The organism is Lacrimispora sphenoides (assembly GCF_900105215.1).
Classification (GTDB): domain Bacteria; phylum Bacillota; class Clostridia; order Lachnospirales; family Lachnospiraceae; genus Lacrimispora; species Lacrimispora sphenoides_A.
Window position 1 is genome coordinate 195,698 of sequence record NZ_FOIP01000002.1, and the last position, 25,571, is coordinate 221,268.

Below are 25,571 nucleotides of genomic sequence, written 5' to 3' on the forward strand. Positions count from 1 at the left end.
AGGTCTCATGGAAAAGAGCCATACGGTATATTCAAAAAAGACAAAAACGCTCCACCTTTTCATAGAAGTTTTCTTAATCCTGGTGGCGGCTTTGACCCTATATCCCCTGATCTACATCATGTTCGGGTCTTTCAAGGAAAACGCAGAGCTCTTGCGGGGCGGAACGAAGCTTCTGCCGGAAACATTTGTGCTGGAAAACTACAAGCAGGCCTGGCACAAGGCCAATTTCGCCAGATATACTTTGAACAGCGTGGTTATCAGCGTGGGCGTCATGCTGGTGACTCTATTGTCCTCCAGTATGGCTGGATACGTGTTCGCAAGGAAGAATTTCAAGGGAAAGGAGCTTCTTTACAGCCTGTTTGTGGCCTTCATGTTCGTCAATGTGGGCAGTGTCACCTTGAGACCCCTCTTTGAGCTGGCAGTGAAGGTGAAGATGAACACTTCTTTATTAAGCGTCATTCTCATCGCGGCCGGAACCGGCCAGGCCACCTATATTTTCCTGGTGAGAGGATATATGAATACCATTTCAAAGGAACTGGACGACGCGGCAAAAATAGACGGCTGCACCTTCTTTCAGATTTATTATAAGGTGATTCTGCCCCTGTTAAAGCCAATCCTGGCCACCACCGGACTGCTTTCCTTCCGGGCCGGCTGGAACGAATACATCATGCCCCTGGTATTTACCATGTCTAATGAAAAAATGCGGCCCCTGACCGTGGGAGTTACCATGCTGAAAAACAGCGGCGACGGAACGGCAGCCTGGAATCTGATGTTTGCTGGGGCCACCATCTCCATTATTCCGATCGTGATCATCTATATTTTTACCAGCAAACAGTTTATGAGCGGCATGACAGCCGGAGCAGTGAAAGGATAGGGAAGGAAATGGAAGTAAAAAAGCAGGATTACAGGAGATACGAATGCAATGAATCAGGATTCATCACTCAATATCTGGTCTCTGGATTAAAGGAAACCCCTTTTGCGGACAGCACAGCGGATGAAAACCAGCTCCGTTATGAAAAATATCTCCGTTCCATCGTAACAGAGAAGCAGGACAGAAGGCCTTTAGGAGAAATCCGCCTGGGAGAGTCCGGGAGACTGGGGCTTCCATGGCGGTATTATTATAATTACGGAAACTGGTTCGTGGATTTGAGCACCTTTTATTCGGTACTCACCAGGGTGGAGCTGGACGCCTGCACCATCCTCATGGCCCCCCGTGATATGGTGGTTAAGGCTGCCGTCTGGTCCTACGCCTCATTGGACATCTGGTGCGGAAATGATAAGGTGTGCGTGATGGAGCCTGCGGTATATAAACCCATCCGCAGGCAGGAGATATCGCTGCCATTAAAGAATGGGGAAAATCTTCTCTATATACGGCTTCAGACCCTGGGGGTCAGGGACACCAGGACCCTGTTCGGAATCCAGATATTAGACGGGGCGGATCAGATAATCCAGACTCTGCCAGACGCAAAAAATACCGTACCGGTCATGGAACAGGCGGTCTGGATGTCTGGCATAAGGCTGGAAAATCACTCCCTGCATTTTAATGGCCCGGCTTTAGAGGGGACAACGCTGGGCTATGATTCCATGAGTCCGGATTTTAGCCAGGCAGGGACGAAGATTGAACGCTTTTCAGTCGCGGGAGCAAAAGATGTGATTCTGGAGAGAAACCGCCCCTATGTTCTTGTGGAATGCCAGATAAACGGCCAGAGGCTTATGAGGCGTATGGAGGACATCGGAGAAATCCGCCCAAAGAGCCTTGCCGGCCTTGACTTTGAGAAAAACAAGAGAGAGATCTTTCGGCGGACCGCTGCCGTGGAGTCCTTGAGCCGCGGCGGAAAATTTGGTTTTTCCATCTCCAACATTTTGGCCAGAAAGGCTCTGGGCACAGAAGATGAGCGAGACAGAAGGCTGCTTTTTGAAACCCTGGACCAGATTGAGAGCCGTTATGACTGTTCCGATTTCCTGGTTTGCGGCCTGATCCGGTATATGAAAAATTATAATATGGATGAGGCGCTTTCGCGGCGGGTGAAATCTGTACTCCTCCATTACCGTTACTGGATGGACCAGGAAGGGCCTGATGCCATGTGTTTCTGGAGCGAAAACCACTCCCTCATGTTCTATGTGTCCGCTATGAATGCCGGAGAGCTTTATCCGGATGAGTATTTTACACGCGCTCACATGACCGGAAGGGAGCTCTATGAGGCAGGAAAGAGGCGGTTGGAGCAGTGGCTCGCCGATGTGGAGCTTCACGGCTTTGAAGAATTCTTAAGTACGGTCTATATGTGCGTGACCTTTGCGGGGCTTTTAAACGCAGTCGATTATACAACAGAGGAGATAAAAGTCCGGGCGGCCCGTGTGACGGACCGGCTTCTGATCATGCTATCCCAGCATACCTATAAGGGTTCTGTGATCGCTCCCATGGGAAGAGTTTACCGCCAGGTGATCTATCCGTTTCTCCAGGGAGCCCAGGCCCTAATGAACCTGGTGAATCCAAAGGTGCCTTATTCCTATGGGGAGGGCTGGCTGGCCTTTTATGCCACTAGCGGCTACCAGATTCCGGAGGGACTTGATGTGCTGATGGAGGGGGAGTTAAATACCGAGTACGCCACCGGCAACGCCCTGGTCCGTCTGGAAAAGAACCGGAATTACTGCATGACCTCGGTACAGTCCCCGAGACAGGACAAAGGCTTCGTTCGCTGGGAGAACTTAACTCTTTTAGAGGAAGTACAAACGGTGGATAAGGGCTCTCATGAGTACACGAAGTCTTTAAACGAACGGTTCCATGGGACCACATGTTTTGAGCCCGGGGTTTACGGCTATCAGCAGCACTTATGGAGCGCGGCTTTGGACAGCGAGACAGAGGTGTTTACCAATCACCCAGGAGGCACATGCGATTCCAGCGAGATGAGACCGGGGTACTGGTATGGAAACGGGGTCATGCCGGCCATTTCGCAAGGGGATGGAGTTCTCCTGGCCGTATACGTTATACCAAAGGAGCATCCCATCCATTTCACCCATGTCTTCTGGCCTGGGGTAAAGTTCGACCGCATGGAGGCAGAGGAGAGCTGGCTGTTCGGACAAAAAGGGAGCGGCTATACGGCCCTCTGGTGCAGCGGAGCTTTAAAACCCCATGATGACCAGCTTTTTGGCTGTGAGTACCGGTGCTTCGGGGATGAAATGGCATACTGCTGCATCTGCGGGGGGAGAGAGGAGTTTGAAACACTGGAAATCTTCATGGAATATGCAAAATCTTTGAATCCAGTTTTCGAAAAGAAAACCAGGACCGTGCAGGCGGCAGGACGAGCCCTGACCTATGATGCGAGGGAGGACAGAACCCAATATATTTAAAAATATAATCCGTTTTCAAGGTGCAACTATAATCATAAGTAAATAAGGTGTCTTCCGACACCTTATTTTACATTGTAAAAGAACGAAGCGGACATGGAGCGTACTAAAAACATGCTTTTAGCCCCGAAATCACCTACTGGAAATAAACCGGAGTTACATAGGCCCAGTGCCCATTTTGCTGTGATACCTCCATATGGTAAAAGTCTCTGGGGCCTTTTGCTGTGTCCGTAAAGGTATCCTCTACCATGTACTGGGAAGCGCTGATGGCCGTATGGATCTTATAAGCCTGGCTGTGGTATGGCTTCATATGGGCGCTGCAGCCTGCGGCCATAAGCTCTCTTACTGTGCGGCATGTCTCCTGACCGTTGATAGAGAAGCGGACTTTCGTATCCGGCGTTCCCTCGATCTCCAGGACAACGGCGCAGGTCTGGGGATGGAGAGTGGAAAGATTCTTAACTGTTTCACATTGCCATGCGGCGTCTGTTTCCCCGCAGTGAAGGATCTGGTTGTCAATCTGATTGATATCATCCTGAGAGGTATTGTCTTCTGCGGAAGGGGCCAGGACGCTGCGCCCCCTGAAGCAGGGCTCTATTCCCAGAAGGCGGCCGTCCTCGATATCGGCAGAGCAGTCGAAACGGTATAAGGAGTCTGAGTTGTTTCCCCAGCCGGTTTCTACCCGCACCTTATAACGGCGGTCTGCAGCCTGGGGTTTTAAGAGGAGACCCTCTACGATGCGGATAGGCTCCAGATTTCGGTAGATCACGATTTTGTCGATGGGGTAGCAGGCTTCTACTGAATAGTGGATTTCCCTTGCGGCGGAAGAATGGTTTACGATGGAGCCCATGACGCAACCGTTTACATCAAAGGCGCACCGGATCCGGTCGCCGGTAACGGCGTAGGTCCTGCGGTTTACCAGGGCATCCCAGATGCTTTCCCTGTCTTTTTTCTCTGCCAGCACCGCCAGCTTGCCGTCACCGTAGGAGCCGGGATAGCCGGCGTGATGGTCTGTAGAACCGACAAAGCCGAAGCGGTGACCCTTTTTTAACCCCTCGTAAACGGTGTTCCGGCTGTCTCTTGGTCCCATGTTGTGATAATAGGGATAGGCAGCAGTCTCGCTCATGGCACAGCCATGCTTGGAGCAAACCTCCACCAGGGGTGTGACGGTCTCATCATATTCGTCCCAGTTGATGCCGCGGTAGCCGGGCGTGTAACCGATGTGATGGGCCACCGTGAGGGAACGGCAGCCGCAGTCCTCCTTAAGCTCCCTGGGTGAATCCCGGTAAATCAGGGGAAGGGCGTCATCCGGGCTCACCAGATGATGGTCTCCGTAATGGGAAGAGTGCATTTCGTAGGCCTGAAAGGTCACCAAACGGTCCGAATTAGCGGCAGCCATGAAGCCGTTTACTTCCGGCCAGTGGTCCCGAAGCTTTTGGAAGCCTCTGTTATGGAAATCTACAACAAAGGCGGTTTCCTCCGTCCGTTCATGCATGTCCGGCCACATGGCGTGGCCTGTGACTGCACAGAAGTCCAGATGGTTTGCGGCGGCGGTCAGGGCGTTTTTGAGGGAGCCGTAGCCGTAGGTGATGCCGCAGTGGTTGTGAATGTCACCCCAGTATATATTCATAGTTGATATCCTTTCTTATTCTTAGTCCATCGGATATTCGCAATCCGATTCTATGCTTGATTTGGTTAAATGATCTTATTTTTTCCCGGAACAATGGCTTCCGGGCGGGGGACCCACTGCCCCATTTCTGAAGCATAATCCTCCAGTCCCATCTCCTTTTTCATACGTTTCTGAAATTCCTTTGCCCGGGTGTTGACTGCATGGGGATCGCAGACGGAGAGAAGACGTCTGTGGCAGCTGTCCGATATTCTTTGGACCTCCGGGTCGTCGGAGCTGGTCTCCAGGAGATTTTCATGTTCCCCCGGATCTTTTTTTAAATCAAACAACTGAGGCTTGTCGCCGCAGTAAAATACGTATTTATACTGCCTCCAGCGTATCATGAACATCCCATCCGGGATGCCATGGGCGTGATATTCGCTGAAAGCGAAATCCGGCCGGTCCGGGTCTATGCCGTCATTGATTAGCTTCATGAGGCTATGTCCGGCGATCCCTTCCGGTTGCGGGATGTTTAACAAATCGCAGAAGGTAGGATAGAGGTCTGTCAGGCTGGCAGGCGCGGGAATGCGCTTTGCTTTAGTCTCTGGAACCCGGAAAATCAGCGGGATATGGGCAGACTGCTCAAACATACAGCATTTCCACCACATTCCATGGTAACCCAGCTGTTCGCCGTGGTCGCTGGAATAGCAGACTGCCGTATTGCCCCGCAGACCCAGACGGTCGATGGCGTCTAAGAGGACGCCCAGCCGCTCATCAAACTCTTCGATGGCACAGTGATACCCCACCAGGACCCTGCGGATGGTTTCCTCTGGAACCTGTTCGCACTTAAAATAAGTGCGCATCCATTCCAGGGAAGGGTTGAGGGATGTAAAGGGCGGCCGCAGTTCATCAGGGATTTCCGTGATCCGGGAGTTATAGTAGTCCCAGTGCTCCTGTTTTACATAAAAGGGAAAATGAGGATCCAGAAAGCCGATATAAAGCATGAAATTATCCTCATCCCGGTGAGCTTCCAGCCAGGACAGGCTTTCTGCCAGAACCCGGTCGTCAAAGCTTTCTTCGGTCTTGATACCAATCCGCTCAAAGCGTTTTTCCGCCCCTATCCTTCCGATCTTCTGATCCCTGAAATAGCAGCCGATATCAGGCTTGTGCATGTAGCCGGCCAGTGACTCATAAGTAAATTCATAGCTGCCCTCGTGATGAAAATGGGTCTTGCCGAAGCAGGCGAAGGTGCGCCCGTTTCTCACCGCGTGGTGGGAGATACCCACCACGGTCCCGTCATATGGGGTGGAATTGTCCCAGGTTCCAAGCTGATGTACATAATTCCCGGTAAAGAAGCTGGCCCTTGCCGGTGCACACACAGGGCAGGTAGAGTAAAAGCTGTCAAAGACGATGCCCTCCCCGGCCAGCCGGTCTAGGTTCGGTGTCCGTAAAAGGGAGTGGTTAACAAAGTGCATCATCTCATAAGAATGTTCGTCTGATAAAATGGTGATTACATTCATAGCATCCTCCTACCAGTAGGGATTCCAGTCCCTGGTCATGCGGGTCAGGGCTTCCACATAGTAGTAATCGCCCCAGAGATTGCATTCATCAATGCCGTGATCGATGCAGTCGTTATAAGGAGTCTTCTTTCCGTAAACGCCGTGGAGCAGCTGGCCATTGGAAACTTCCGGCGAAGTGACGGAGCAGAGGTTCACCAGAGCTTTTAACATCCGTTTGGCGGCAGCCAGATAAGGGGCCGCTTCCGCTTCCGGTAAATACTTACACATCTCCAGGATGCCGCATACGGCGATGGCGGAGGCGGAGGAATCCCATGGCTCCTCACTGCCTTCTTCAAAAATGAAATCCCAATAAGGAATCAGATTCTCCGGAAGGTGGGAGATAAAATAATTGGTCACGTGCTTAAAATCTTCCAGATACTTGGGATCTTTTGTATAACGATAGCTTAGGGCCAGGCCATAGACGCCCCAGGCCTGACCTCTGGCCCAGGCGGAATCCGCCGAGTAGCCCTGGTGGGTAACGCCCCTTAAGGGCATTCCGGTATCAGGATCAAAATAATAGGTGTGGTAAGTGGAGTAGTCAGGGCGGATGATAACGCTTATCGCAGTTTCCAGATGGGCCATGGCCACATCGGCGTATTCAGGAAGTCCGGTTTCTTCTGTGGCCCAATAGAGTAACGGCAGGTTGAGCAGGCAGTCGATGATCAGCCGGTAATTATTCCGGTTTTCTAAAGAGCCCCAGGCCTGGATAAAACGGCCTTTCTGGTGGAAGCGGGCCTTTAATTGGTCGGCGGCCAGGAGCGCAGCCTTTCTTGCAGTCTGGTTCCCTGTCAGTTTATAGCCTGCCACACAGGAAAGGGAGTAGAGAAACCCCAGGTCATGGGTGTCCGTGCGGTTTCCGGTTTCGATGCGCGTAAGAAAGCTGTCCACCTGCCTGGCAGCAGCCTCACGGAAGCGGTCATCCCCGCTATTTTCATAGGCCAGCCACAATTCGCCTGTCCAGAATCCATTGGTCCACTGCTCGTTGGGGGCGGGGGAGTAGAAGCCGTTTTCCGAGAATATGGCTTTGAATTGCTGGGAAAATTCGTCAAGGCAGCTCTCTGTCTGGCGGATAGCGAGACAAAGCGCAGTGTTTGCCTCTTCCTGGGTGAGTTCGGGTTTTTTCATCAATTGTTCGTTGGTCATGGTTTCCTCTCATTCTGCAGTGCGGTTGTTTTTAATGGGTTCCATTGGTGTGGTTCTTCGGTTACAGCGAAGGAAAATGGTTCAGCGCTTCTTTATCCTCCATCATGGGAATCACAGCTTCCAGCTGCGCCTTTAAGCTGCTTATGGGCCAGGGCGCGGCCGGGGATCTGTCCGGGGCGTCTGTCACATCCAGCATAAGAAGACTTAAGCCCACTGTGCTGATATCTGCTTTCTTATCCTCGGGCGCCGCAAAAGAGATGTCTAAAATCGGTGCAAGCAGATCCTCTGAGGGGTATATTTCCGGGCAAAGCACGGTGTTTTTCCATACGCGGATATCCTGACAGCCGGACCATACGCACAAGATGGAGACTCCGTTTTTCTCAAGCAGGACGGAAGTTTCATCCAGTACGTTGCAGACAGTCCCGGGCATTAAGTGCCAGCGTTCTATGTGGGGTGCCGGCTGGCGGCTTCCCCGTTCCATTTCATCCCGTACAATAAGTCCCCGTGTACGGTGGAATAAAAGCCTGCGGGTATGACGGCAGTAGGTATAGGCATCATGGTGAGCCCTGACATATATGCCGTCAGGTTCCGGCCGGAAGTCTGTCACAGGAGAGCCCGGTCGGTATACCCCCCACTTGTTGGCGTACACAGAATCCGGCAGTACAGGCTCCTGATGGGCCAGGACCGTGTTGTGGGAAGTCATGTTGTACATATATCCACGGTGCGGACTGCCCATGCGGATGGAATGATACAGCTTGCCGCTATAAGGCTCTCCGATGAATTCTTCACCACGGAAGGTGACAAACAGAGACAGCATATCCATGTGGTTGTGGCCGGAACAGCCGCAGCCCGTCTTGGCGGACATGAGAAGATAGTTCCCTTTGGGGCCATAGGAGCTTTTGCTGCAGAGGAAGCCGGCTCTCTGGCTGCAAATGTCCAGAGGAACCACGGCTGGATCAGTCTCCTGCCCGGCAGCTCTGGCCTTTAGAAGCATTGTGCACATGGGATGATCCAGGATGCTTTTGCCTAATCCCAGGATGGGATCCACCATAGGGCCTCCATTATCGCCCAGAGCGGGATAGAAGGGACCGGGAGGGGCCAGCATAGCTAGGAGGGAAAAGGTGGCGTACATTTTCCTGTCCGCTTCCTTATCTAACAGCTGCTCCTGGTTTAACTTTGCCAGATAGATCCCGCGAAACAGCATTTCCCCTACGGCAGCGCCTGACCAGTAAGCGATGGAATGCTCGTTGTAGCCGCCATCCTCGTTAAAATCCTCTTTGATATGGCGGCATACGATCCCGGCACCTCGTTCCTTATAGGCTCGGAAATCCGGAATCTCAGGCAGCAGGATGCTAAGGAGGAAGGGCACAAGGCCGCGCTCCCACATGTGGTGGTTATAGGGGCGGTAACTATCTGTCTCAAAACGCTGGAACTGGATGCCCAGAAACCAGATATGCTTCAGCAGCCCGAAGGCTGTGTCTGTGTCGATTTCATATGGAACTCTGGTATAAAACAGGCTGATGAGCACCATGGTCAGCCAGCCCACGCTCATGGCATCCCGATCCTCCGTAAACTGGAAACGGCTTGCCTCCGGCGACGGATCCTCGACCACCAGCGAATAGGTTTCGAAAAATTTATGGACGATTTCAGTGAAGGAAGCTAGGACGTTCCGGTCCCCGTCTTCATGATACAGAACGCAGAGGGCTTCGAGGAACTGGCCTCTCACAAACATGTTCAGGCTGTGGCGGTGGCGTTTGCCTTGATCCTCCAGGAAATTAAAATGGATCATGGATTCAAAGGCAGGCCCCAAATCCTCTACCTTTCTGTCTCCGGGCAGGAGATAGCGGTGTTCCATCATGCTTTTCCCGGACCGCAGGCAGAATTCCTTTAAGCTGCCCCTAAGGCCCAGAGAGGACTGATAGGCATAGGGCAGCTCATCCGGCTCCATCTTCTGGAGGGGGAGCCGGCGGTAATCATAGTAATAGACCACATTGCTCCGGGTTTCAAAATAGCCGACAAGGGCCTTTTTGGCAGCGGCGGTATCGCCACGCCTCCAGGCAGATTTCACCGCTGAAAGCCCGGGCAGCTCCAAATCCAGGGCCTCAAACAGCTGGTGATCGGAAACTTCTGCTTCCCGTTCAGGGATGAGCCGATGATGAAGCATACCCTTCGTGGAATAAGCAGTGTGGGAATTGGTTTCGGTCATATTAATCTCCATTCCGCCGCTGACGCTTGCGGCAAATAGTAATAAAAAATGATGTGCGTCTTCCACCATGTTGTATTATGTATTCAAAAGAACTGTGGTCTTTTTAAAGTTCCTCCCTGATCAATTGGTTCCCGTTCAGGGTCAGACGGAAGGCACGGTTGTCTGCATGACATTCAAGCACGAGGCGTCCGTCTGCCGGAAGCTGCCGGACCGATGCCGTCTGCTTTCCGGGGGACTGAGGATGGGGGACAGCCAGGGCAGTGAACCAGCATTCTCCGTTTTCATCAGGGGTCATATGGAAGCAGACCAGCTTAGAATCATGCCAGACGTCGTTAATAGTGGAGATTTTTCCATCCTCTATTACCAAATCGGCCGGATCATCCCCTACCGCCAGTTCGATGGCAGGGCCATCATCAAGGGAAATGAGGGAGCGCATTCCGCTGTGGATCAGTTCGGTCCGGTTTAAGTGATAGTGAATCTGAACTATATCCGTCTGTGAAAGTCCGGTCACATGGTCAATGATCACCAGGACCCGGTTATCTACCAGGGCCAAGTGCCTTGTGGCAATGGCCGGGGCGTAATTTTCATGGCGGGAGGTGATGCAGGTTACCCCTTCTGTCTGCTCCACCGCACAGATGCTGCCTTTTTTTTGCGGCCCATATGCCCAGGAACCTTGGTATTCCCAGGCATCTGCACCATTTACCGTGAGGCAGTTGTGGGAAGCCGTACGCTTGAAACGGTAACGGTTTTCATCACTTTTATAGGTATAGATCCCCGGGTCGGAGATCAGGGGCAGTCCGTAGGCGGTGAAATCAAAGCCGCCCGGGTCCATATGGGCGTGCTGGTTCTGCACAGGGGTGCGGCAGGCGGTCATGAGACTTAAGGCATCTTTTTCCCAGGAGGTACGCAGATATACCTGGTTTAAATCCCTCTGCCAGGCCAGAAGGGGAAGCTCCGGGCACTGGGGATGCTTCTCTGCCCAGGTCAGATCTTCCTTTAAACGGCCAATCTCCGGAATCCGCCACAAATTGTCCCGGATGTCTGATAAGATGGAGGCAATGGGATAAAAATGTGCTGCTATAGCCAGGTAGTTCCGGTTGCCGGAGGCCATATAGCAGGATACGGCCGCCAGGCACATGGTTTCCTTGTCGGCTGTGTGGCTGTCGCCCCAGGGGAAATTGCCGCCGCAGGCACGGGTGGCGTGGATGGAGTGGAGGAACATGCTGTTAAGTCTCCTGGTGTAGCTTTCCGATTCTTCCATATGATATTTTCTGGAGAATACATTCCGCATGGCGAACCAGAAGACACAGCCGTTATGATAGGAGGGGCAGCCCTCGATCTGTCCGCCGCATGGGGTACTCTGGGCATCCATACAACGGTCCAGTTCTCTTAAGGCATGGATCCGGAAAACTTCACTGTTTTTCATCTCCGGAAAGAGACAGGAGAAAGAAAGCAGCCCTAAATTCTCCATCAGGTAGTGGTTGTGGTCTGCCTTGGGCCAAAGGAGTGGGGATATCTCATACAGGATCCGGCAATGGACGTAGATACATGGAAGCAGCTTTTCCAGAAAGGCTTCCGTCATATAGGGAGTATCTATCAATAGCTCCACCACATAGGGCCAGGTGCGGTATCCGCGGATGCCCACCTCCAGGGCCCTCCATGGGGTGAGACCGTCGAAGCGGCCGGGTGCGTTAGCCCCTGTTTCAACCATAAGGTCTGGGCAGGGTACGCGGTCGATCCAGTCGGTGATCTCCTGTATGACCTTTTCGGCATATGGGAGATCTCCGGTCAGGCTGTAGGCCTCACACATGGTTTTCCAGTGATGCATCCTGTTTAAATGAAAGGTGTATTCATTATCCCCTGCAGGATTCACAGTCCATTTTGGGGGATTGCCTATGTAGTAAAGCGCCGGGCCTGTGCCGGGAAGGACCAGCTTTCCGGCCAGGGCTTCGTCTGCAAGGCGCAGCGTGTCCGCGGCAAGCTCGGGAAACTGTTCCCTAACGAGCTGCCCCCGTTCCAGGGCGGTGAGTTGCTGGTTGGCCTCCAGCACTCGTGACCGAAGAAGAGACAGCAGGGTGGAGACACTCATTCCTTCCGGAAGGATATCTTTGATTGCAGGGTAGATTTCTGTCATGGTTTTTCCTCCTTTTGCTATGGGCAGACAGGACCGGATGTGAGTGCTCCAAATCCCAGCTCTGCACTGCGCTGCTTAAAAGCTCTTATGACTTCTTGATACTCCGGCGCATCGATGTAATTTATCGTCTCTGACGGATTCTTAGCCAGGTCAAAGAGTACCGGCGGCATGTCAGGGCCATAATACTGGTATTTAAGCGGTCCTTTTTTGATCATTAAGTATTCTCCTAAGTACTGGCTGATGCTTTCATCATTCCAGTCGTCCTGACTGCCGTCCATAAGACCGGTTAAGGAGCGGCTGTCCAGCCCCGGAGGGATGGGTATGCCGCAAAGGTCGCAAAGTGTAGCATATAAGTCGCAGAGATTCACATTTTCGGAAACATGGCGGGGAGCAAAGCGCTTTGGATAACGGAGAAACAGGGGGACTCTCACACTTGCTTCATAAAATTTGTGTTTGGCCCATATCCCGTGTTCTCCCAGCATTTCGCCATGGTCGCTGGTAAACAGGATGATCCAGTCATCCGGATCCTGGCCTGTTTCCTCAAGCTTTTCAAGGATCTGCCCGATGTAGCCGTCTACTGTTTCTATCATGGCATAATAAGCGGCTGTGGTGCGCTGCACCTCCCTTAACGTTACATCCTTTCCTATCTCCAGGTGCTTCGTGTCCAGATAGGGGTGGCCGGAAAGCAGCTGCTCTGCCCCGTAGATGGGTACCCGGTTTAAATAGTATTTAAATAAGTCCTCCCGGCAGAAATACGGGTAATGGGGAAGGACAAAGCTTACCTTTAATAGAAGCGGCTGGTTTTGCTGAGGCTTGTCATAGTAAGGGGATTCAAAGATTTCCTCCAGGATATCCAGAGCACCCTGCAGGGTATATTCGTCATCCATCGTATTGCGCGCATGGCCCGGACCTGAGCGCTGCACCTCCTTTGCATTGGTCCAGCGGTGGTCTGCCTGGGAGATCCTGACCCGGGACAGCTCTTTTGTATCAAGGCCCGGTACAAACCGTTCGGTGATGCGGCAGTCCCGGCCGATCCGGCGCAGCCACCCCTGCATCTGGTCAGGGCCGTTGTGATGGAGCTTCCCGCAGCAGACCGTATGGTAGGCGTGTTCGGAGAAGGTGCGGGCAAAGGTCGGATAAAAGGGAGGTAAGTCTTCTCCAAAGACCTGGCATCCGCAGGTTCTTGGCAGCTGTCCGCTCATGAGACACTGACGGGCGGGGATGCAGACCGGGGAGGGGGTGTAGGCATGGTCGAAGATGACACTGTCTTTCGCCAGCCGGTCAAGGTTTGGTGTCCGGATGACCGGGTTTCCCGCCCAGCCCGCCAGATCGGGACGGTGTTCATCGGTCATGAGGAACAGGATGTTTGGTTGGCGTTTCTGCTGCATAGGTGATGGATTCCTTTCTAAGCCATATTAAAACTAATTTCATGTTAAGCCAATTATAGGAAATGAAAAAATAACGTTCAACCATATTTTTTTGCAAAATACCAATATTTTGCAGGTAACAAATGATAGACGAATGATAAATGGGCGAAATCCCATAAAATCACCATCAAAAAGGTGGAAATTGAAATGGAAAAATTGTATGAGGAACAGAAAGTCCAGTATTTACAAGGGTTTCGCATGTAAAAAAGGGATTTCAAAAAAGTGTTATTTTTCAATTTTTTATGGGTTGCCATCAGAAAAATGGTATGATAGCATGTGCTCAGAAACAAACGCGGTCCCAACCTGATCATGATGTGACATGCAAAGAAAAAATTTGAAAAATCAATGTTAAAAAGGAGATTATGAAGAGATGAAGAAATCAAAACGACTGATTGCCGGCTTCATGGCATCAATGATGGCAGCTTCGGTTCTGGCAGGCTGTTCTTCAAAGCCATCGGAAAGCACCCAGGCTCAGACCACGGATTCTTCCGCTGCAGCAGAGGAGAAAGGCGAGCCGGTACAGATGACATGGCTGGTAGGCGCTACCTCCGCAGAGGTGGATGATAATGCAGAAGTGGTGAAAATAATTGAGGACCGCTTCAATATTGATTTAAAAGCCTGGTATGTGGATTCCAATAAATACCAGGAAAACTTAAATGTCAGATTTGCCGGCGGCGAGATGCCGGACGTTCTGGTAATTGATAACCTAAGCCAGCTTCCTGATTATGTAGACGGCGGAATCATTGGAGAGCTTCCTATAGAAGAGATCCGTGAGAAGGCACCAAACTATGCAAAGATTGCAGATGCCTACGACGATGGATCCCTGTGGAGCACCCTGGTCTACAAGGGCAAGAATTACGGTGTGACAAACCCCATGGATGCAGTTCCCATGGCAATGTTCTGGAGAAAGGACTGGCTGGATAAGTTAGGTCTTGAGGTTCCAAAGACCCTGGATGAGTATGAAAAGGTACTGACCGCATTTGTGGAGCAGGATCCTGATGGAAATGGAAAGAAGGATACGGCAGCCATGGCAGAGCGTACCTTCGGTGCTGTTTTCGGTGCTTATGGCCTGCGCTGCGTGACCGGCGGCAACCCCCGCTTTAAAGTAGAGGAGATGCAGTTGGGCGAGGATAATGTACCGTACTTTCCTTATATCCAGCCAAAAGCCAAGGAAGTCCTTGCTAAGCTACATGACTGGTATAACAAGGGCCTTATCGACAAGGAATTTATCACAGGCGAAAACCACGGCGGATATGCATGGCTTTCTCATTCCTTCATGAATGGGAAGATCGGTCTGACCTCCGCACAGCCTTATCATTACTTAAATGCCAGCACCGACACGAAGAATGAGGAGAACTGGGGTGTCTGCATGAAGGAATTCAAGGGCCTCAATCCTGATGGAGATATCGTAATCGGGCCGGCACCCATTGGTCCAGACGGACAGTCCGGAACAGAGGGCTGGAATTTAACCGGACGTATGACCTGTCTTACCACCAAGGGAGCCAGTGACCCGCGCATCGTAGATGCTTTCCTGGCTATGCTTGATGCATATTATTCTGACATGGATTATGCGAGATTAGTTAACTATGGATTAGAAGGAAAGCATTGGAAGATGGCAGACCAGGGTCCTATCAGGATCATGGAAGGCACAGACTTGAGAAAAGAAGGTGTGCTTCAGGTGGATTTCGGCAGCACTGTGACCTTTGCTGAGAATGTGACACCGGAGAAGAGAAAATTCGGCCATGATGTGACCGGAAACGGATATTACCGCTTCAATGCACCGCCGGTAGAAGAGGTCTCCAATGTCATCGCAACTCTGGATTCTCTCACCAACCAGGCATATTTCGATATGATTACAGGTGCAAAGCCAATCGATTATTTTGATACCTTTGTGGAAGAATTCAAGAAAGCAGGCGGTGAAGCAGCAGAAAAAGCAGTTCAGCAGGCTTATGCTGAAAAACTTGCCGCAGTCAAATAACTAAGCGGGGCATAGAAGGGCAGCTGCGAGAGGAGAGTATCCGCAGCTGTCCTTCTCTAACGGAGGAATTCATATGACAGCAGTTACAGCAAAGGGGAAGCCCGTCAAAAAAGGCTTCCTGTACAATATGTCACATTATAAGGAATATTACATCATGCTGATACCCGGCATCCTGTTTTTCCTGATATTCTGCTATGGCCCCATGTATGGCCTGGTAATCGCATTTCAGAATTATTATCCGCTAAAGGGGATCAGCGGCAGTCCCTTTGTGGGCCTTAAGCATTTCAAGGCGCTTTTCAGCGACCCGTTTTTTGTCTCTGTGCTGAAGAATACACTGATTATCAGCTTTTATAAGCTTTTAATCTGTTTCCCGGCGCCTATCATTTTAAGTCTTATTTTAAATGAGATTAAATGTATGCCGTTTAAGAAGTTTGCCCAGTCTATTTCCTATTTGCCCCATTTTGTTTCCTGGGTTGTGGTGTCCGGAATTATCATCGAATTCCTTTCCCCGTCCAGAGGTCCCATCAATATCCTGCTGCAGAACCTGGGGCTGGAGTCCATCTTCTTCGTGGCGGAGCCCAAGTGCTTTAGGGGTGTGCTGGTGCTGTCAGACCTATGGAAATCCATTGGCTGGGGCTCTATCGTATATCTGGCGGCAGTGACTGCTGTGGATCCTACGCTGTATGAGGCGGCGGAGATGGACGGCGCCGGAAGAATTAAGAAAATCATCCATGTGACCCTACCGGCGCTGGCGCCTATCATCACGGTTATGCTGATCATGGAGTCCGGCAAGATCCTAAACGACAGCTTTGAGCAGGTTTATAACTTCCTGACCCCCAGTACATATTCCGTAGGTGACGTGATTTCCACCTTCGTTTACCGCATGGGTATCCAGAAGATGCAGTATAGCTTCACCACGGCAGTGGATTTGTTTAAAAACACGATTTCCTTTATTCTGGTGATCCTGACCAATTATGTAGCCAGGAAGACGAATGACTACGCACTGTGGTAAGGAGGATAAAAATGAAAAAGAAAAAGAATAATGACGGCGAGATGGCTTCCGTCAGAAAAAGAAAGAGAAGCCGTGAAGACTGGATTGTGGATGGCTTTGCCTATGGGATGGCAGCCATATTGGTGATTGCGATCATCCTTCCCTTTATGCAGGTTATCACGATTTCCATGAGCCCGGCTTCGGTGGTGAATGCCACAGGGTTCCACTTGCTTCCTACGAAATTTGATTTTTCAGGCTATAAAAAGATTGCTACGGATAATAATTTCTGGCACAGCTATCTAAATACCATCTTAAGGGCTGCCATAGGGACAGCCAGCGGCGTACTGATTACCATCATAACCGCATATCCCCTGTCTAAGGTAAACCTTCCCTACCGGAAGGGCCTGATGCTGTTTGTGGTATTTACCATGTATTTTTCTGGTGGAATGATTCCCAAATACTTACTGATCAAGAATCTCCATTTAACCAATAATTTCCTGGTTTACATCCTGCCCTGCCTGATCACAGGCTTTGCCCTGATTATTACGCGGAACTTTTTTATGAGTATTCCGGTAGAGCTGGAGGAGTCAGCGAAGATCGACGGAGCGACCCCCTGGCGGGTTCTGTTCGGCATTTACCTGCCCTTATCAAAGCCGGTGGTGGCCACCATCTCCTTATGGTACTGTGTACATCACTGGAATTCCTGGATGGATAACATGCTCTATGTGACCAAGAGCAATCTTTATGTACTACAATATGTACTCCAGACCATCCTGACCAATGGCCAGACGGCAGATATGGAGACGATGGTGGATGTGATCATCCACACGGAGACCATGAAGATGGCGGCGCTCGTCCTGTCTCTGCTTCCCATCGTCTGTACCTATCCGTTTTTACAGAAGTATTTTGTAAAAGGCATGTTGGTAGGCTCCGTAAAAGGCTAAGAAAGACAAGCGGAGAGAAGTATGCTACAATAGAATATCAATATCTTTTTGGGGGAGGCTTTCCATGACGAAAAAATTTTCCATATTTTATATCCTGTTGTGTATCAATCTTTTCAGCATCACCATTCTCTCCGGATTTAACTATTTTGTATTTCACAAAATGAACAAAAATGCCTATCTGGAAAGCTTTGTAGACTATAATGAACGGGTCATGAACCTGGCATTTAAGAATATTGATAAGCAGGTGATGCAGTCCTTAATCGATATCCCCCAGCTTTATTTTTCCGATGTGAAACCCAACGAGCCAATCTTTCTGCCTCAGATGCAGTCCATCAGCGGTTCTCCCAAAGATATTCTGGCTTTGCAGGTAAAGATGGAGGAGATGCGGAAGGTATACCCTCATGTCGTCAGCATGGATATTTATTATGAAGGGACGAAGACCATCGTCACGGGCTATGACAAGATCCACTTTATCCAGGATGAAACAGAGGTGAACCAATACCTTCCCTGGTATTTTGATTTTGATAAGCTTAAGGTAAACCAGTACTTTTTCCCCCTGTCCAATGCAGTCTATCCGACCAAGGCGCCGGTACTTACCTATGTCAAACGGATTTCCCGGCCGAAATGGAAGGGGCAGAGCGTTGTAGCTGCATTCCATATCACGCCGGACAGCCTGCAGGATTACATAGATATGAGCAGTGGAAGCTTTGTGCTGGCAGACGAAGCTTTTAGGGTCCTTTACCAGTCGGGATCCGGCGCGGATCAGGGGAGGGTTTTAGAAGTCCTGAATAATATAAGCAAGATTCCCCTGGCGGAGAGGGAGGAAGACCGGCCGGTGCAGATGAAGCTGAACGGCGAACCAAACATGGTATTTTCCGGATCTTCTGCGCTGACCAGGCTCAACTATGTCTATTACATGCCGGAGAGTACATTTCTGGCAGATTTTAATGTAAAAAGCAGGATTTTCCTGTTGAATTTTGCCATTTCGATCCTCTTTAATATCATGGTTCTGGTAGTTGTTTCCTACTTAAATTATTATGTGTACCGCAAGAGGGTATTAACCGTTTCCCGGGAAGCAGGCATCGCCATAGGCGGAGAAGGCAAGGGCTTTGACGGATCCTTAACGGTGCTGTCGGAGAGGATCTCCGGCTTAAGTGAGACGGTGAAAAATTCGGAGACGGTCCTGTACCAGAATTCCCTGCGTTCTCTGATCCTGAACAGGAAATCAGACCAGGCCTATGAGACGCTGTTTTCCGACTGCCAGTCTGGCCGTGTCTGTTGTTACATCGTCTATCTGAAGGTACAGGATTGGGAAGAACTGACCTTAAAGGGCCTGCAGGATGAGTTTAACAGTCACGGCGTCACCGGGCGGGTCTTCTTTACCACCTTAAACAAAGGAGAATTGGCTGCGGTTACTGTGTATGACGGAGAACGGGAAGAACAGGTGCAGGCGATCCTTCTGGAGATTTTGAAACAGTACGTGGAGGTTCTTGGCTTTGTATGCGGAGTGCCTCAGGATTTGGATCCGGAGAATTTGAGGAAGAGCTTTTTAAGCGCCAGCGAGGCCGCTCGGTACCGGTTCATCTATTCCGGAGAGGTCCAGCTGTCCTGGGATGAGCTTAAGATCCCTGAGAGAAAAGGCAATGGCAGCCATTTGAAGCTATTCGCAGCGATAGAAAAAGATATTAACAGTGAAAATATCCTGGATTTCAAATACCACGTTGAAGCACTTAAGGTCTCCTTTTTGACGGGCAATTACACCATTGATTACTGTATGTCCACTCTTCGCGACCTGGTGACGCTGCTTTATCAGACCATACAGAGATACCAGCTGGATATGTGGATTGTATTTGGCTATGATATCCGGGAGTATTATAAGCAGCTGTCAGATATAGACGCATACTGTGAATGGGTGAACAGGATCTGCGAGGTACTGCTGACGAATATCCGCCAGAAGAAAAGACCGGAGAACGGGGATCTTAAGGAACGGATGGAACAGATCATAAGGGATCATTTAGAGCATGATATTTCTCTTGATTATCTTTCAGACAGCCTCTCCATCCGTCCGGATGTGTTAAGCCGGATGTTCCGGCAGCTGATGGGTAAAGGCTATACCGAATATATCAGGGAAAAGAAGCTGAACCGGGCGCTGGAGCTGATCGACCAGGATTACAGCATGAAGGAGATCGCTTCCAGGCTGGGCTATAGCTCATCCCAGTATTTTATTAAAGTATTTAAAGAAACCTACGGCGTCACACCCTTCCAATATAAGAAGAAAAAGAAGGCCGGGGAAGAAGAATAAGGAAAGAAAACTATGAAAAATTCTGGATTTGAAAGAGATAATCTGATCGTCATTGCCGCGGACCAGCTGCGCTATGATGTATTGGGACTTGGAGTAACGCCTAATTTAGACCGGCTCATGGGAGAAAGCGTGGTATTCGACCGCGCTTACTGTGCCTGCCCCTTATGTGCCCCTGCCAGAGGAGCTCTGTTTACAGGGACCTATCCGGGGAGGAACGGAAGCCTTATTAATGGCTGGTACAAGCCGGAGAAGGCCTACGCTAAGGTGAGGGCCGGCATAGATAATCTTTATGATATGATGGAGCGGCTGGATATGGAATGCATCCATAGCGGGAAGCAGCATCTCTTCATGGAAGGGGAGCCGCTGGAGAAGCGTCCGGAATCCAAAACCAGATGGCTGACTACTGAGCAGACCTATAAGGAGTTCTTAAATGAACAGGGGAAGCGTCTACCAGGGGGAAATCGGTTCCGCACCCAGGTTCCGGAGATGAACGGCGGAACCTATACCCAGGTGCGCAGCTATTCCAATGCCTCCACCGGGAAGTACGAAGAAGGCTATTCCTATTATTTCGACGGCTATTTTACTGACCGGGCCGTGGAAGCGCTTGAGGAAGTGAATACAGATAAGCCGCTGTTTTTAAGCATGATGCACTTGGCACCCCATCCGCCCCTTGATGTACCGGAGCCATGGTATTCCAGAGTCAGAAAAGAGGAGGTCCGCCTCCCGGAGAATACAGGGATCTGGTATCCACACCAGTCTCCCCTGCAGAAATATAATTTAACCGGGGTGATCGGCAATCAGTATTCCATGGAGGAGTGGGAGGAAGCCTTCCGCGTTTACTTAGGCCTGGTGGCTTTGTTGGATGATTGTGTGGGACGGGTGCTCGATGTATTAAAGAGAAAAGGCCTTTACGATCATTCTGTCATTATCTTTACGTCCGACCACGGAGAGATGCTGGGGGCACATCGTCTGTTCCAGAAGATGTGCATGTATGAAGAGTCCGTAAGGACGCCCCTTTCCATCCGCCTTCCAGAAGGAAGAAACGGAGGCAGGCACTTAAAGGCACCGGTCAGCCACATCGACCTTCTGCCTACCATATGTGATTATTATTCGATTTCACCCCGTCACAGGATGGATGGGCGCAGCCTCAAGGCCCTTTTGGAAGACGGCGAAGAATTGGATGAGCTGCCTGTATTTATCCAGTATGACGGGAATGCGTCGAGGGGCAATTTCAGTCGTTGTGTTGTAGCAGGGAAGGATAAACTGATCGTAGATTTGTTCAAGGATGAAACTTACTTAGAGTTCTATGATTTGGATCAGGATGTATTTGAAACCGATAATTTGGTATTTAAGGAACAGTATGATGGAAGAGTAAGGGAACTCCTGACACTGTTAAAAGAACATGAGAAAGAGCTGGAGGATGAAGTGCAGATTCCGGAGGTGGACTTGGTGCAGTTCCGGGATCTTTACCAGTAAATACGGAGTGAGTGTCCTGGAAAGCAGGGGTGAGAATATCCAAAAGGATAATTTCACCCCTGCTTTTTAATCCTTGATAAGTATGAAGGTGGAGTATACCATATTTGTTGTGAACCGTATCATACTGGCCTGGGATACAAAGAATATAGATAGGAAAAAGTATAGAATAGAAAAAGTATAGAATACCTGTTTTCATTAAAAGAATCCAGGTATTCTTTTACTTTACCATAGTAGATACATAAATATTTATCAGCACCAGTAGTCCGGAGGCGGCCTGATCCATCTTGCTTTGAAAGTCCCTCTACAGTTTAAGGATCAGTGTTAAAGTCTAAGGATCAGCGTTAAGTTGCTTCACGACCTTATTAAAAGTACTAAATAAACGATTAAAAATGATTTGATATAACTAATTAATAATATAAAAAAGATTTTACATAACTATATAATCATTTGAATGTCATGTTAAATGGGCATTAAGCAAAAATGTACGATAATTACTGCTGAAGTAAATAATTGCTTTGAATCGGTGAAGGCATCCGTACTGCTTCATTAATTCGATTTTAGATATAGGAAAAGGCTGTCTCCCCTGGTAAGCAGAGAATAGAATAGATTCTATAAAAAACTTCTGCCTGCGCTAAAGGATTTAAAGTTGTAACTGTCAGATATAAAAAATATTTAAAAATATCTTGACGCTCAATATAAAATAAAATATAATAAGTATACACTCACTGAGTTGGAGGTCATTGTTTGAAATCAAAAAGGCAATTGCAAAAAGAAAATACAAGAAAAAAGATACTTGAAACAGCATATCAGATTTATTCCGAACAAGGCTTTTCAGCTACAACAGCTGTTATTGCAAAGGAAGCGGGCGTATCTCACGGCACTATATTCGTCCATTTCTCATCACTGGATGAACTGCTTTGCTGTCTGATACAGGATTTCGGTGATGCTTTGGGATCGGAGATACACCGCCTGGCGGAAACAAAAGATAATATGGAAGAGTTGTTGAAGGCTCATTTAGATGTTTTAGCCAGACATGAGAAGTTTTATATCCGATTGATCGCTGAAAGGAGTTTATTGCCGGAGGAGGCAAGATTAACGTTTTCCAATATACAATCCATTGTTGCCTACCATTTTAACAAGGTATTTGAACGCGAAAACAATACATGTAAGGACATCCCTGTTCACCTGTTGTTTAATACATGGGTGGGTCTAATCCATTATTATTTATTAAACAAAGATTTGTTTTCACCGGATACGCCGATTATAGAGCGGTATGGCTCAGAACTTACGGTAACATTTTTAAAATTGATTAAAAAATAAAAGGAGGATTTAAAATGAAAGTTTGTATTGCTTGCGGTATGCCAATGGCAGATGCTTCTGAATTTGCCTGCGGTGACACAACGAAAGATTATTGTGTACACTGCGCCCGACCTGACGGCTCTATGCAATCGTTTGAAGAGAAGAAGTCAGGTATGACTAACTTTATCATCAAAACACAGGGGTTTGATGAAAAGGCTGCGGCCCAAATGGCCGAAAGCAGCATGAAAAAGCTTCCGGCATGGAAGGAATATTTCAATAGTTAAAAAGGGAGATGTGATGATATGAAGGTTAGCCCAGCGTTTCAGGCATTTGCAAAAGAAGCACCTGAGGTACAAGAGGCTTGGATGGAAATGGTACAAAAAGTGGACGGTGCAAGCGCACTGGATAAAAAGACGAAAGAACTTGCCTATCTTGCGGTGATGGCTGCCGTTGGTCTTGAAAGCGGTCTGCCGTTCCATGTTAAGATGGCAAAATCCACAGGAGCAACAAGAGAAGAAATTATTAGCAGTATTCTGGTGGGATTACCCGCTGTTGGGAATACAATAGTTAAGTCCTTGCCCATAGCTTTGGAAGCATATGATGAGGAAGCGTAAATACGGCCAGATATGGAGGGAGCCGGCAAGATGGGGGGATCCTGCCGGCTTGTATGAAAAAAAGTTTAATTTAAAAGGTTTTGCCCTTTGCAATTATTAATATACCGGGGAAATATGATAAAACTTTGATAGAATTGTGAACACTTTGTGAAGATGTACACTGTGTATATCATTGGCTTAAAAAGTCAGGCATTGGGAGAGCCTTCTTGAAAAGGAAAGAGAAATTCCGGGATTCCTCTTACATATGGAGCGATATCATACTGCTGATAGTAGATGACAATCCCCGATGGCTTAATAAAGAATCCATTGATGTTAAAGTTACCCCGCAGAAGAGATGCATAGTCATCAAAATACTGCGAGGAGCCTGTTTTCATCTGTTCTTCTATCTGCTGTTGTATTCCTTTAAAAATATATTCCGTAAATTGGGGATTGTTAGGGAAAAAATCCTCGAGGCTCAGCTGCTTGCCGGTATTAAAATCCCATGTTTGGGAATCCCGGGTTGTATTTCCATGGGCTCCTCCCAGATACGTATATTGGTCGGTATAAAGGCTGGTGATGCAGTTCTTATTGTATGTGGTCTGAAAAACCGATAAAAATTGATAGCTGTTAAAGGGAAACTGATTTTTTTGTACGTACCTTGCCTGATCTACGGCCTGAGGATACAGCACGGTTCGGCAGTAGACTTCAGACTGTCTCGACCGGAATTCATAGAATTTATTAATACTCTGCGCTGCGTCGGAACTGCATGAGGTGGTAAACTGGGGATAATGAATCGCATAGGTAAACACAGTGATTCCGTTGTATCGCATGATATCCGTCAGCGTTTTTTTAGAGATTATCTGCATGGGAGCCTCATAAATGGAAGGTTTGTATAATATATGGATAAATGGATTTAATTATGAGCTTAGTGGATTCACTGAGTTTCACTTAGAAAAGGATGATAATATGAAAAACCAACTAATAGTAACCAGTCCGGCTTTTGAGAACGAAGCAGTTATACCGATTCAATATACAGGGCGCGGAGAGGATATTTCACCAGAGCTGCATCTGTCATCCATAAATGAAAACGCCAAGTCCCTGGCTATCATAATGGATGATATGGGACACCCAATTCCCGCATATAATCATTGGGTTATTTGGAATATTCCCGTCATGGAGACAATCCCCCAAAACATCCCTCATGGATCCCATATTGCAGAACTTAATGGGGCAACTCAGGGACATGGATACGGAAGAAACAGATACCGCGGGCCAAAACCGCCGTTCAACTGGTCTCATCTCTATCAGTTCAATGTATATGCATTGGATTGCATGTTGGATCTGCCAGACAAATCCAGAAAGCGGGATTTATTGGCTGCTATGCAAGGGCATATTTTACAGGAGGGCTGTTTAGTAGGAAGATTTCGGTAAAACTGCAATAATACTGCAGGTCCAATCATTTGCCTAATAACGTTTTGTCGGGTTCATTTAAACCTTAGAATCATTCTCTTGACAATATGACGGAATAATGCTATATTGAAGACAAGTTAATAGTGAGTGTTACTGACTCGATCAGGCATCATCAAATGCAAATGTCCGCATAATAGTGGATATTGGTGTTTGGTGATTTTTTTTGTCCTATTTTTATAATTGTTACTTAAAACAGTTTAATTTTAAAGAGAAAGGAGGTGTTTTATGTTCGAGTTTGTTAAATCACTGAATAATAATATCGTTCTTGCCTACGACGAGAATCATAACGAAGTTGTGCTGTTTGGAACCGGGATCGGTTTCAACCGGAAGAGGGGAGATATGGTTCCAGAATCTTCTGTCAGTAAGTTTTTTATCAACGGCAGCAATAAACGGCTGGCCTCCATGGTTCAGAACCTGTCGGAAGACATCGTTTCCGTAACGGAAGAAATCATACAGTATGGCTCCAGGATATTGGAAAAACAGCTTCATGCCTCTATCTTAATCATACTTGCCGATCATCTGTATTTTGCTATTGAGCGGGCGAAGAAAAATCAGAATGTGGACAATCCGCTGCAATGGGAAGTCCCCCACCTATATCCAAGGGAATATGAAATCGGAGGAAAGGGGGTGAAATTAATTGAGGAACGTCTTAAGGTTAAACTGCCGCCGCAGGAGGCATCCTTTATAGCCCTTCATTTTGTAAATGCACAATTTGAAAGTCAGGATATGAGTGATACCTTAAAGATTACAGAGATCATCAGCCGGATCCTGGATATTGTCAGCTACCATTTTCAATTGATATTGGATGAAAATTCTTTATACTACTCCAGGTTTATCGTGCATCTGAGGTATTTTATCATACGGCAGGAAACGCATATGAAGGACACCATAGGACTAAATGACGAAGATTTATTGGAAACGGTAAAAATCCGTTATAAAAAAAGTTATCAATGCGCCGTTAAGATTGCAAAATATCTTTATGATGCTTATGCCTGGGATGTTTCCAAGGATGAAATCATTTATTTACTGCTTCACATCGAAAGAATAACAAATGTTACAAACAAGTAATTAAAACAAGAGTGTTACTATTCAATTAGGCAT

General features: G+C 48.5%; 19 protein-coding genes. 12 read left to right on the forward strand and 7 right to left on the reverse strand.

What is annotated here, in order from left to right:
* The first annotated feature begins 7 nt into the window (after window positions 1–7).
* Both BMW45_RS17610 and BMW45_RS17615 read left to right on the forward strand, forming a co-directional pair.
* The gene (locus BMW45_RS17610) at window positions 8–874 is read left to right on the forward strand and encodes a carbohydrate ABC transporter permease (protein WP_092247016.1); all 867 of its coding nucleotides are present in this window, start codon (window positions 8–10) and stop codon (window positions 872–874) included.
* A gap of 8 nt (window positions 875–882) precedes the next feature.
* Complete coding sequence (locus tag BMW45_RS17615) at window positions 883–3,348, forward strand: hypothetical protein (protein WP_092247019.1); 2,466 nt, start codon at window positions 883–885, stop codon at window positions 3,346–3,348.
* A 133-nt stretch (window positions 3,349–3,481) separates the two neighbouring features.
* Here BMW45_RS17615 and BMW45_RS17620 read toward each other — a convergent pair whose 3' ends face one another.
* The 6 genes from BMW45_RS17620 to BMW45_RS17645 form a co-directional block, all read right to left on the reverse strand.
* Entirely contained in the window at window positions 3,482–4,972 is a 1,491-nt protein-coding gene (locus BMW45_RS17620) for a DUF3604 domain-containing protein (protein ID WP_092247023.1), read from the reverse strand.
* A gap of 65 nt (window positions 4,973–5,037) precedes the next feature.
* Window positions 5,038–6,468, reverse strand: coding sequence for a sulfatase-like hydrolase/transferase (locus BMW45_RS17625; RefSeq protein WP_092247026.1), 1,431 nt, complete (start codon window positions 6,466–6,468; stop codon window positions 5,038–5,040).
* 9 nt (window positions 6,469–6,477) lie between these two features.
* Window positions 6,478–7,650, reverse strand: coding sequence for a glycoside hydrolase family 88 protein (locus tag BMW45_RS17630; RefSeq protein ID WP_092247029.1), 1,173 nt, complete (start codon window positions 7,648–7,650; stop codon window positions 6,478–6,480).
* Window positions 7,651–7,711: 61 nt separating this feature from the next.
* Window positions 7,712–9,856: a heparinase II/III domain-containing protein gene (locus BMW45_RS17635; protein WP_166433414.1), complete on the reverse strand. Its 2,145-nt coding sequence runs from the start codon at window positions 9,854–9,856 to the stop codon at window positions 7,712–7,714.
* Window positions 9,857–9,959: 103 nt separating this feature from the next.
* Window positions 9,960–11,990 (reverse strand): alginate lyase family protein, encoded by a 2,031-nt coding sequence (locus BMW45_RS17640; RefSeq protein ID WP_092247034.1) that lies wholly within the window; start codon window positions 11,988–11,990, stop codon window positions 9,960–9,962.
* 17 nt (window positions 11,991–12,007) lie between these two features.
* Entirely contained in the window at window positions 12,008–13,378 is a 1,371-nt protein-coding gene (locus BMW45_RS17645; RefSeq protein ID WP_092247037.1) for a sulfatase-like hydrolase/transferase, read from the reverse strand.
* A gap of 409 nt (window positions 13,379–13,787) precedes the next feature.
* Between BMW45_RS17645 and BMW45_RS17650 the strand changes: the two genes are divergently transcribed.
* The 8 genes from BMW45_RS17650 (at window position 13,788) to BMW45_RS17685 (ending at window position 23,021) form a co-directional block, all read left to right on the forward strand.
* Window positions 13,788–15,395 carry an extracellular solute-binding protein gene (locus tag BMW45_RS17650; protein WP_092247040.1) on the forward strand — a complete coding sequence of 536 codons (1,608 nt, stop codon included), beginning with the start codon at window positions 13,788–13,790 and terminating at the stop codon, window positions 15,393–15,395.
* A gap of 73 nt (window positions 15,396–15,468) precedes the next feature.
* Window positions 15,469–16,407, forward strand: a complete 939-nt coding sequence (locus BMW45_RS17655; protein ID WP_207649103.1) for an ABC transporter permease — start codon at window positions 15,469–15,471, stop codon at window positions 16,405–16,407.
* Window positions 16,408–16,418: 11 nt separating this feature from the next.
* Window positions 16,419–17,330, forward strand: coding sequence for a carbohydrate ABC transporter permease (locus BMW45_RS17660; protein WP_092247043.1), 912 nt, complete (start codon window positions 16,419–16,421; stop codon window positions 17,328–17,330).
* A 64-nt stretch (window positions 17,331–17,394) separates the two neighbouring features.
* The gene (locus BMW45_RS17665; RefSeq protein ID WP_092247046.1) at window positions 17,395–19,632 is read left to right on the forward strand and encodes a helix-turn-helix transcriptional regulator; all 2,238 of its coding nucleotides are present in this window, start codon (window positions 17,395–17,397) and stop codon (window positions 19,630–19,632) included.
* A gap of 12 nt (window positions 19,633–19,644) precedes the next feature.
* Window positions 19,645–21,108 carry a sulfatase family protein gene (locus BMW45_RS17670; protein WP_092247048.1) on the forward strand — a complete coding sequence of 488 codons (1,464 nt, stop codon included), beginning with the start codon at window positions 19,645–19,647 and terminating at the stop codon, window positions 21,106–21,108.
* A gap of 744 nt (window positions 21,109–21,852) precedes the next feature.
* Window positions 21,853–22,428, forward strand: a complete 576-nt coding sequence (locus tag BMW45_RS17675; RefSeq protein ID WP_092247051.1) for a TetR/AcrR family transcriptional regulator — start codon at window positions 21,853–21,855, stop codon at window positions 22,426–22,428.
* Between the two features lie 14 nt (window positions 22,429–22,442).
* Window positions 22,443–22,691 (forward strand): zinc ribbon domain-containing protein, encoded by a 249-nt coding sequence (locus tag BMW45_RS17680; protein WP_092247053.1) that lies wholly within the window; start codon window positions 22,443–22,445, stop codon window positions 22,689–22,691.
* Between the two features lie 18 nt (window positions 22,692–22,709).
* Complete coding sequence (locus BMW45_RS17685) at window positions 22,710–23,021, forward strand: carboxymuconolactone decarboxylase family protein (RefSeq protein ID WP_092247056.1); 312 nt, start codon at window positions 22,710–22,712, stop codon at window positions 23,019–23,021.
* Between the two features lie 185 nt (window positions 23,022–23,206).
* On the opposite strand, the gene BMW45_RS17690 is transcribed toward BMW45_RS17685, so the two are convergent.
* Complete coding sequence (locus BMW45_RS17690) at window positions 23,207–23,866, reverse strand: DUF3298 and DUF4163 domain-containing protein (protein ID WP_092247059.1); 660 nt, start codon at window positions 23,864–23,866, stop codon at window positions 23,207–23,209.
* A gap of 13 nt (window positions 23,867–23,879) precedes the next feature.
* Here BMW45_RS17690 and BMW45_RS17695 point away from each other — a divergent pair, with 13 nt between their 5' ends.
* Both BMW45_RS17695 and licT read left to right on the forward strand, forming a co-directional pair.
* On the forward strand, window positions 23,880–24,431 hold the full coding sequence (locus BMW45_RS17695; RefSeq protein WP_242883153.1) for a YbhB/YbcL family Raf kinase inhibitor-like protein: 552 nt from the start codon (window positions 23,880–23,882) through the stop codon (window positions 24,429–24,431).
* Window positions 24,432–24,695: 264 nt separating this feature from the next.
* Window positions 24,696–25,538, forward strand: coding sequence for a BglG family transcription antiterminator LicT (licT, locus tag BMW45_RS17700; RefSeq protein ID WP_092247063.1), 843 nt, complete (start codon window positions 24,696–24,698; stop codon window positions 25,536–25,538).
* Window positions 25,539–25,571 lie beyond the last annotated feature (33 nt).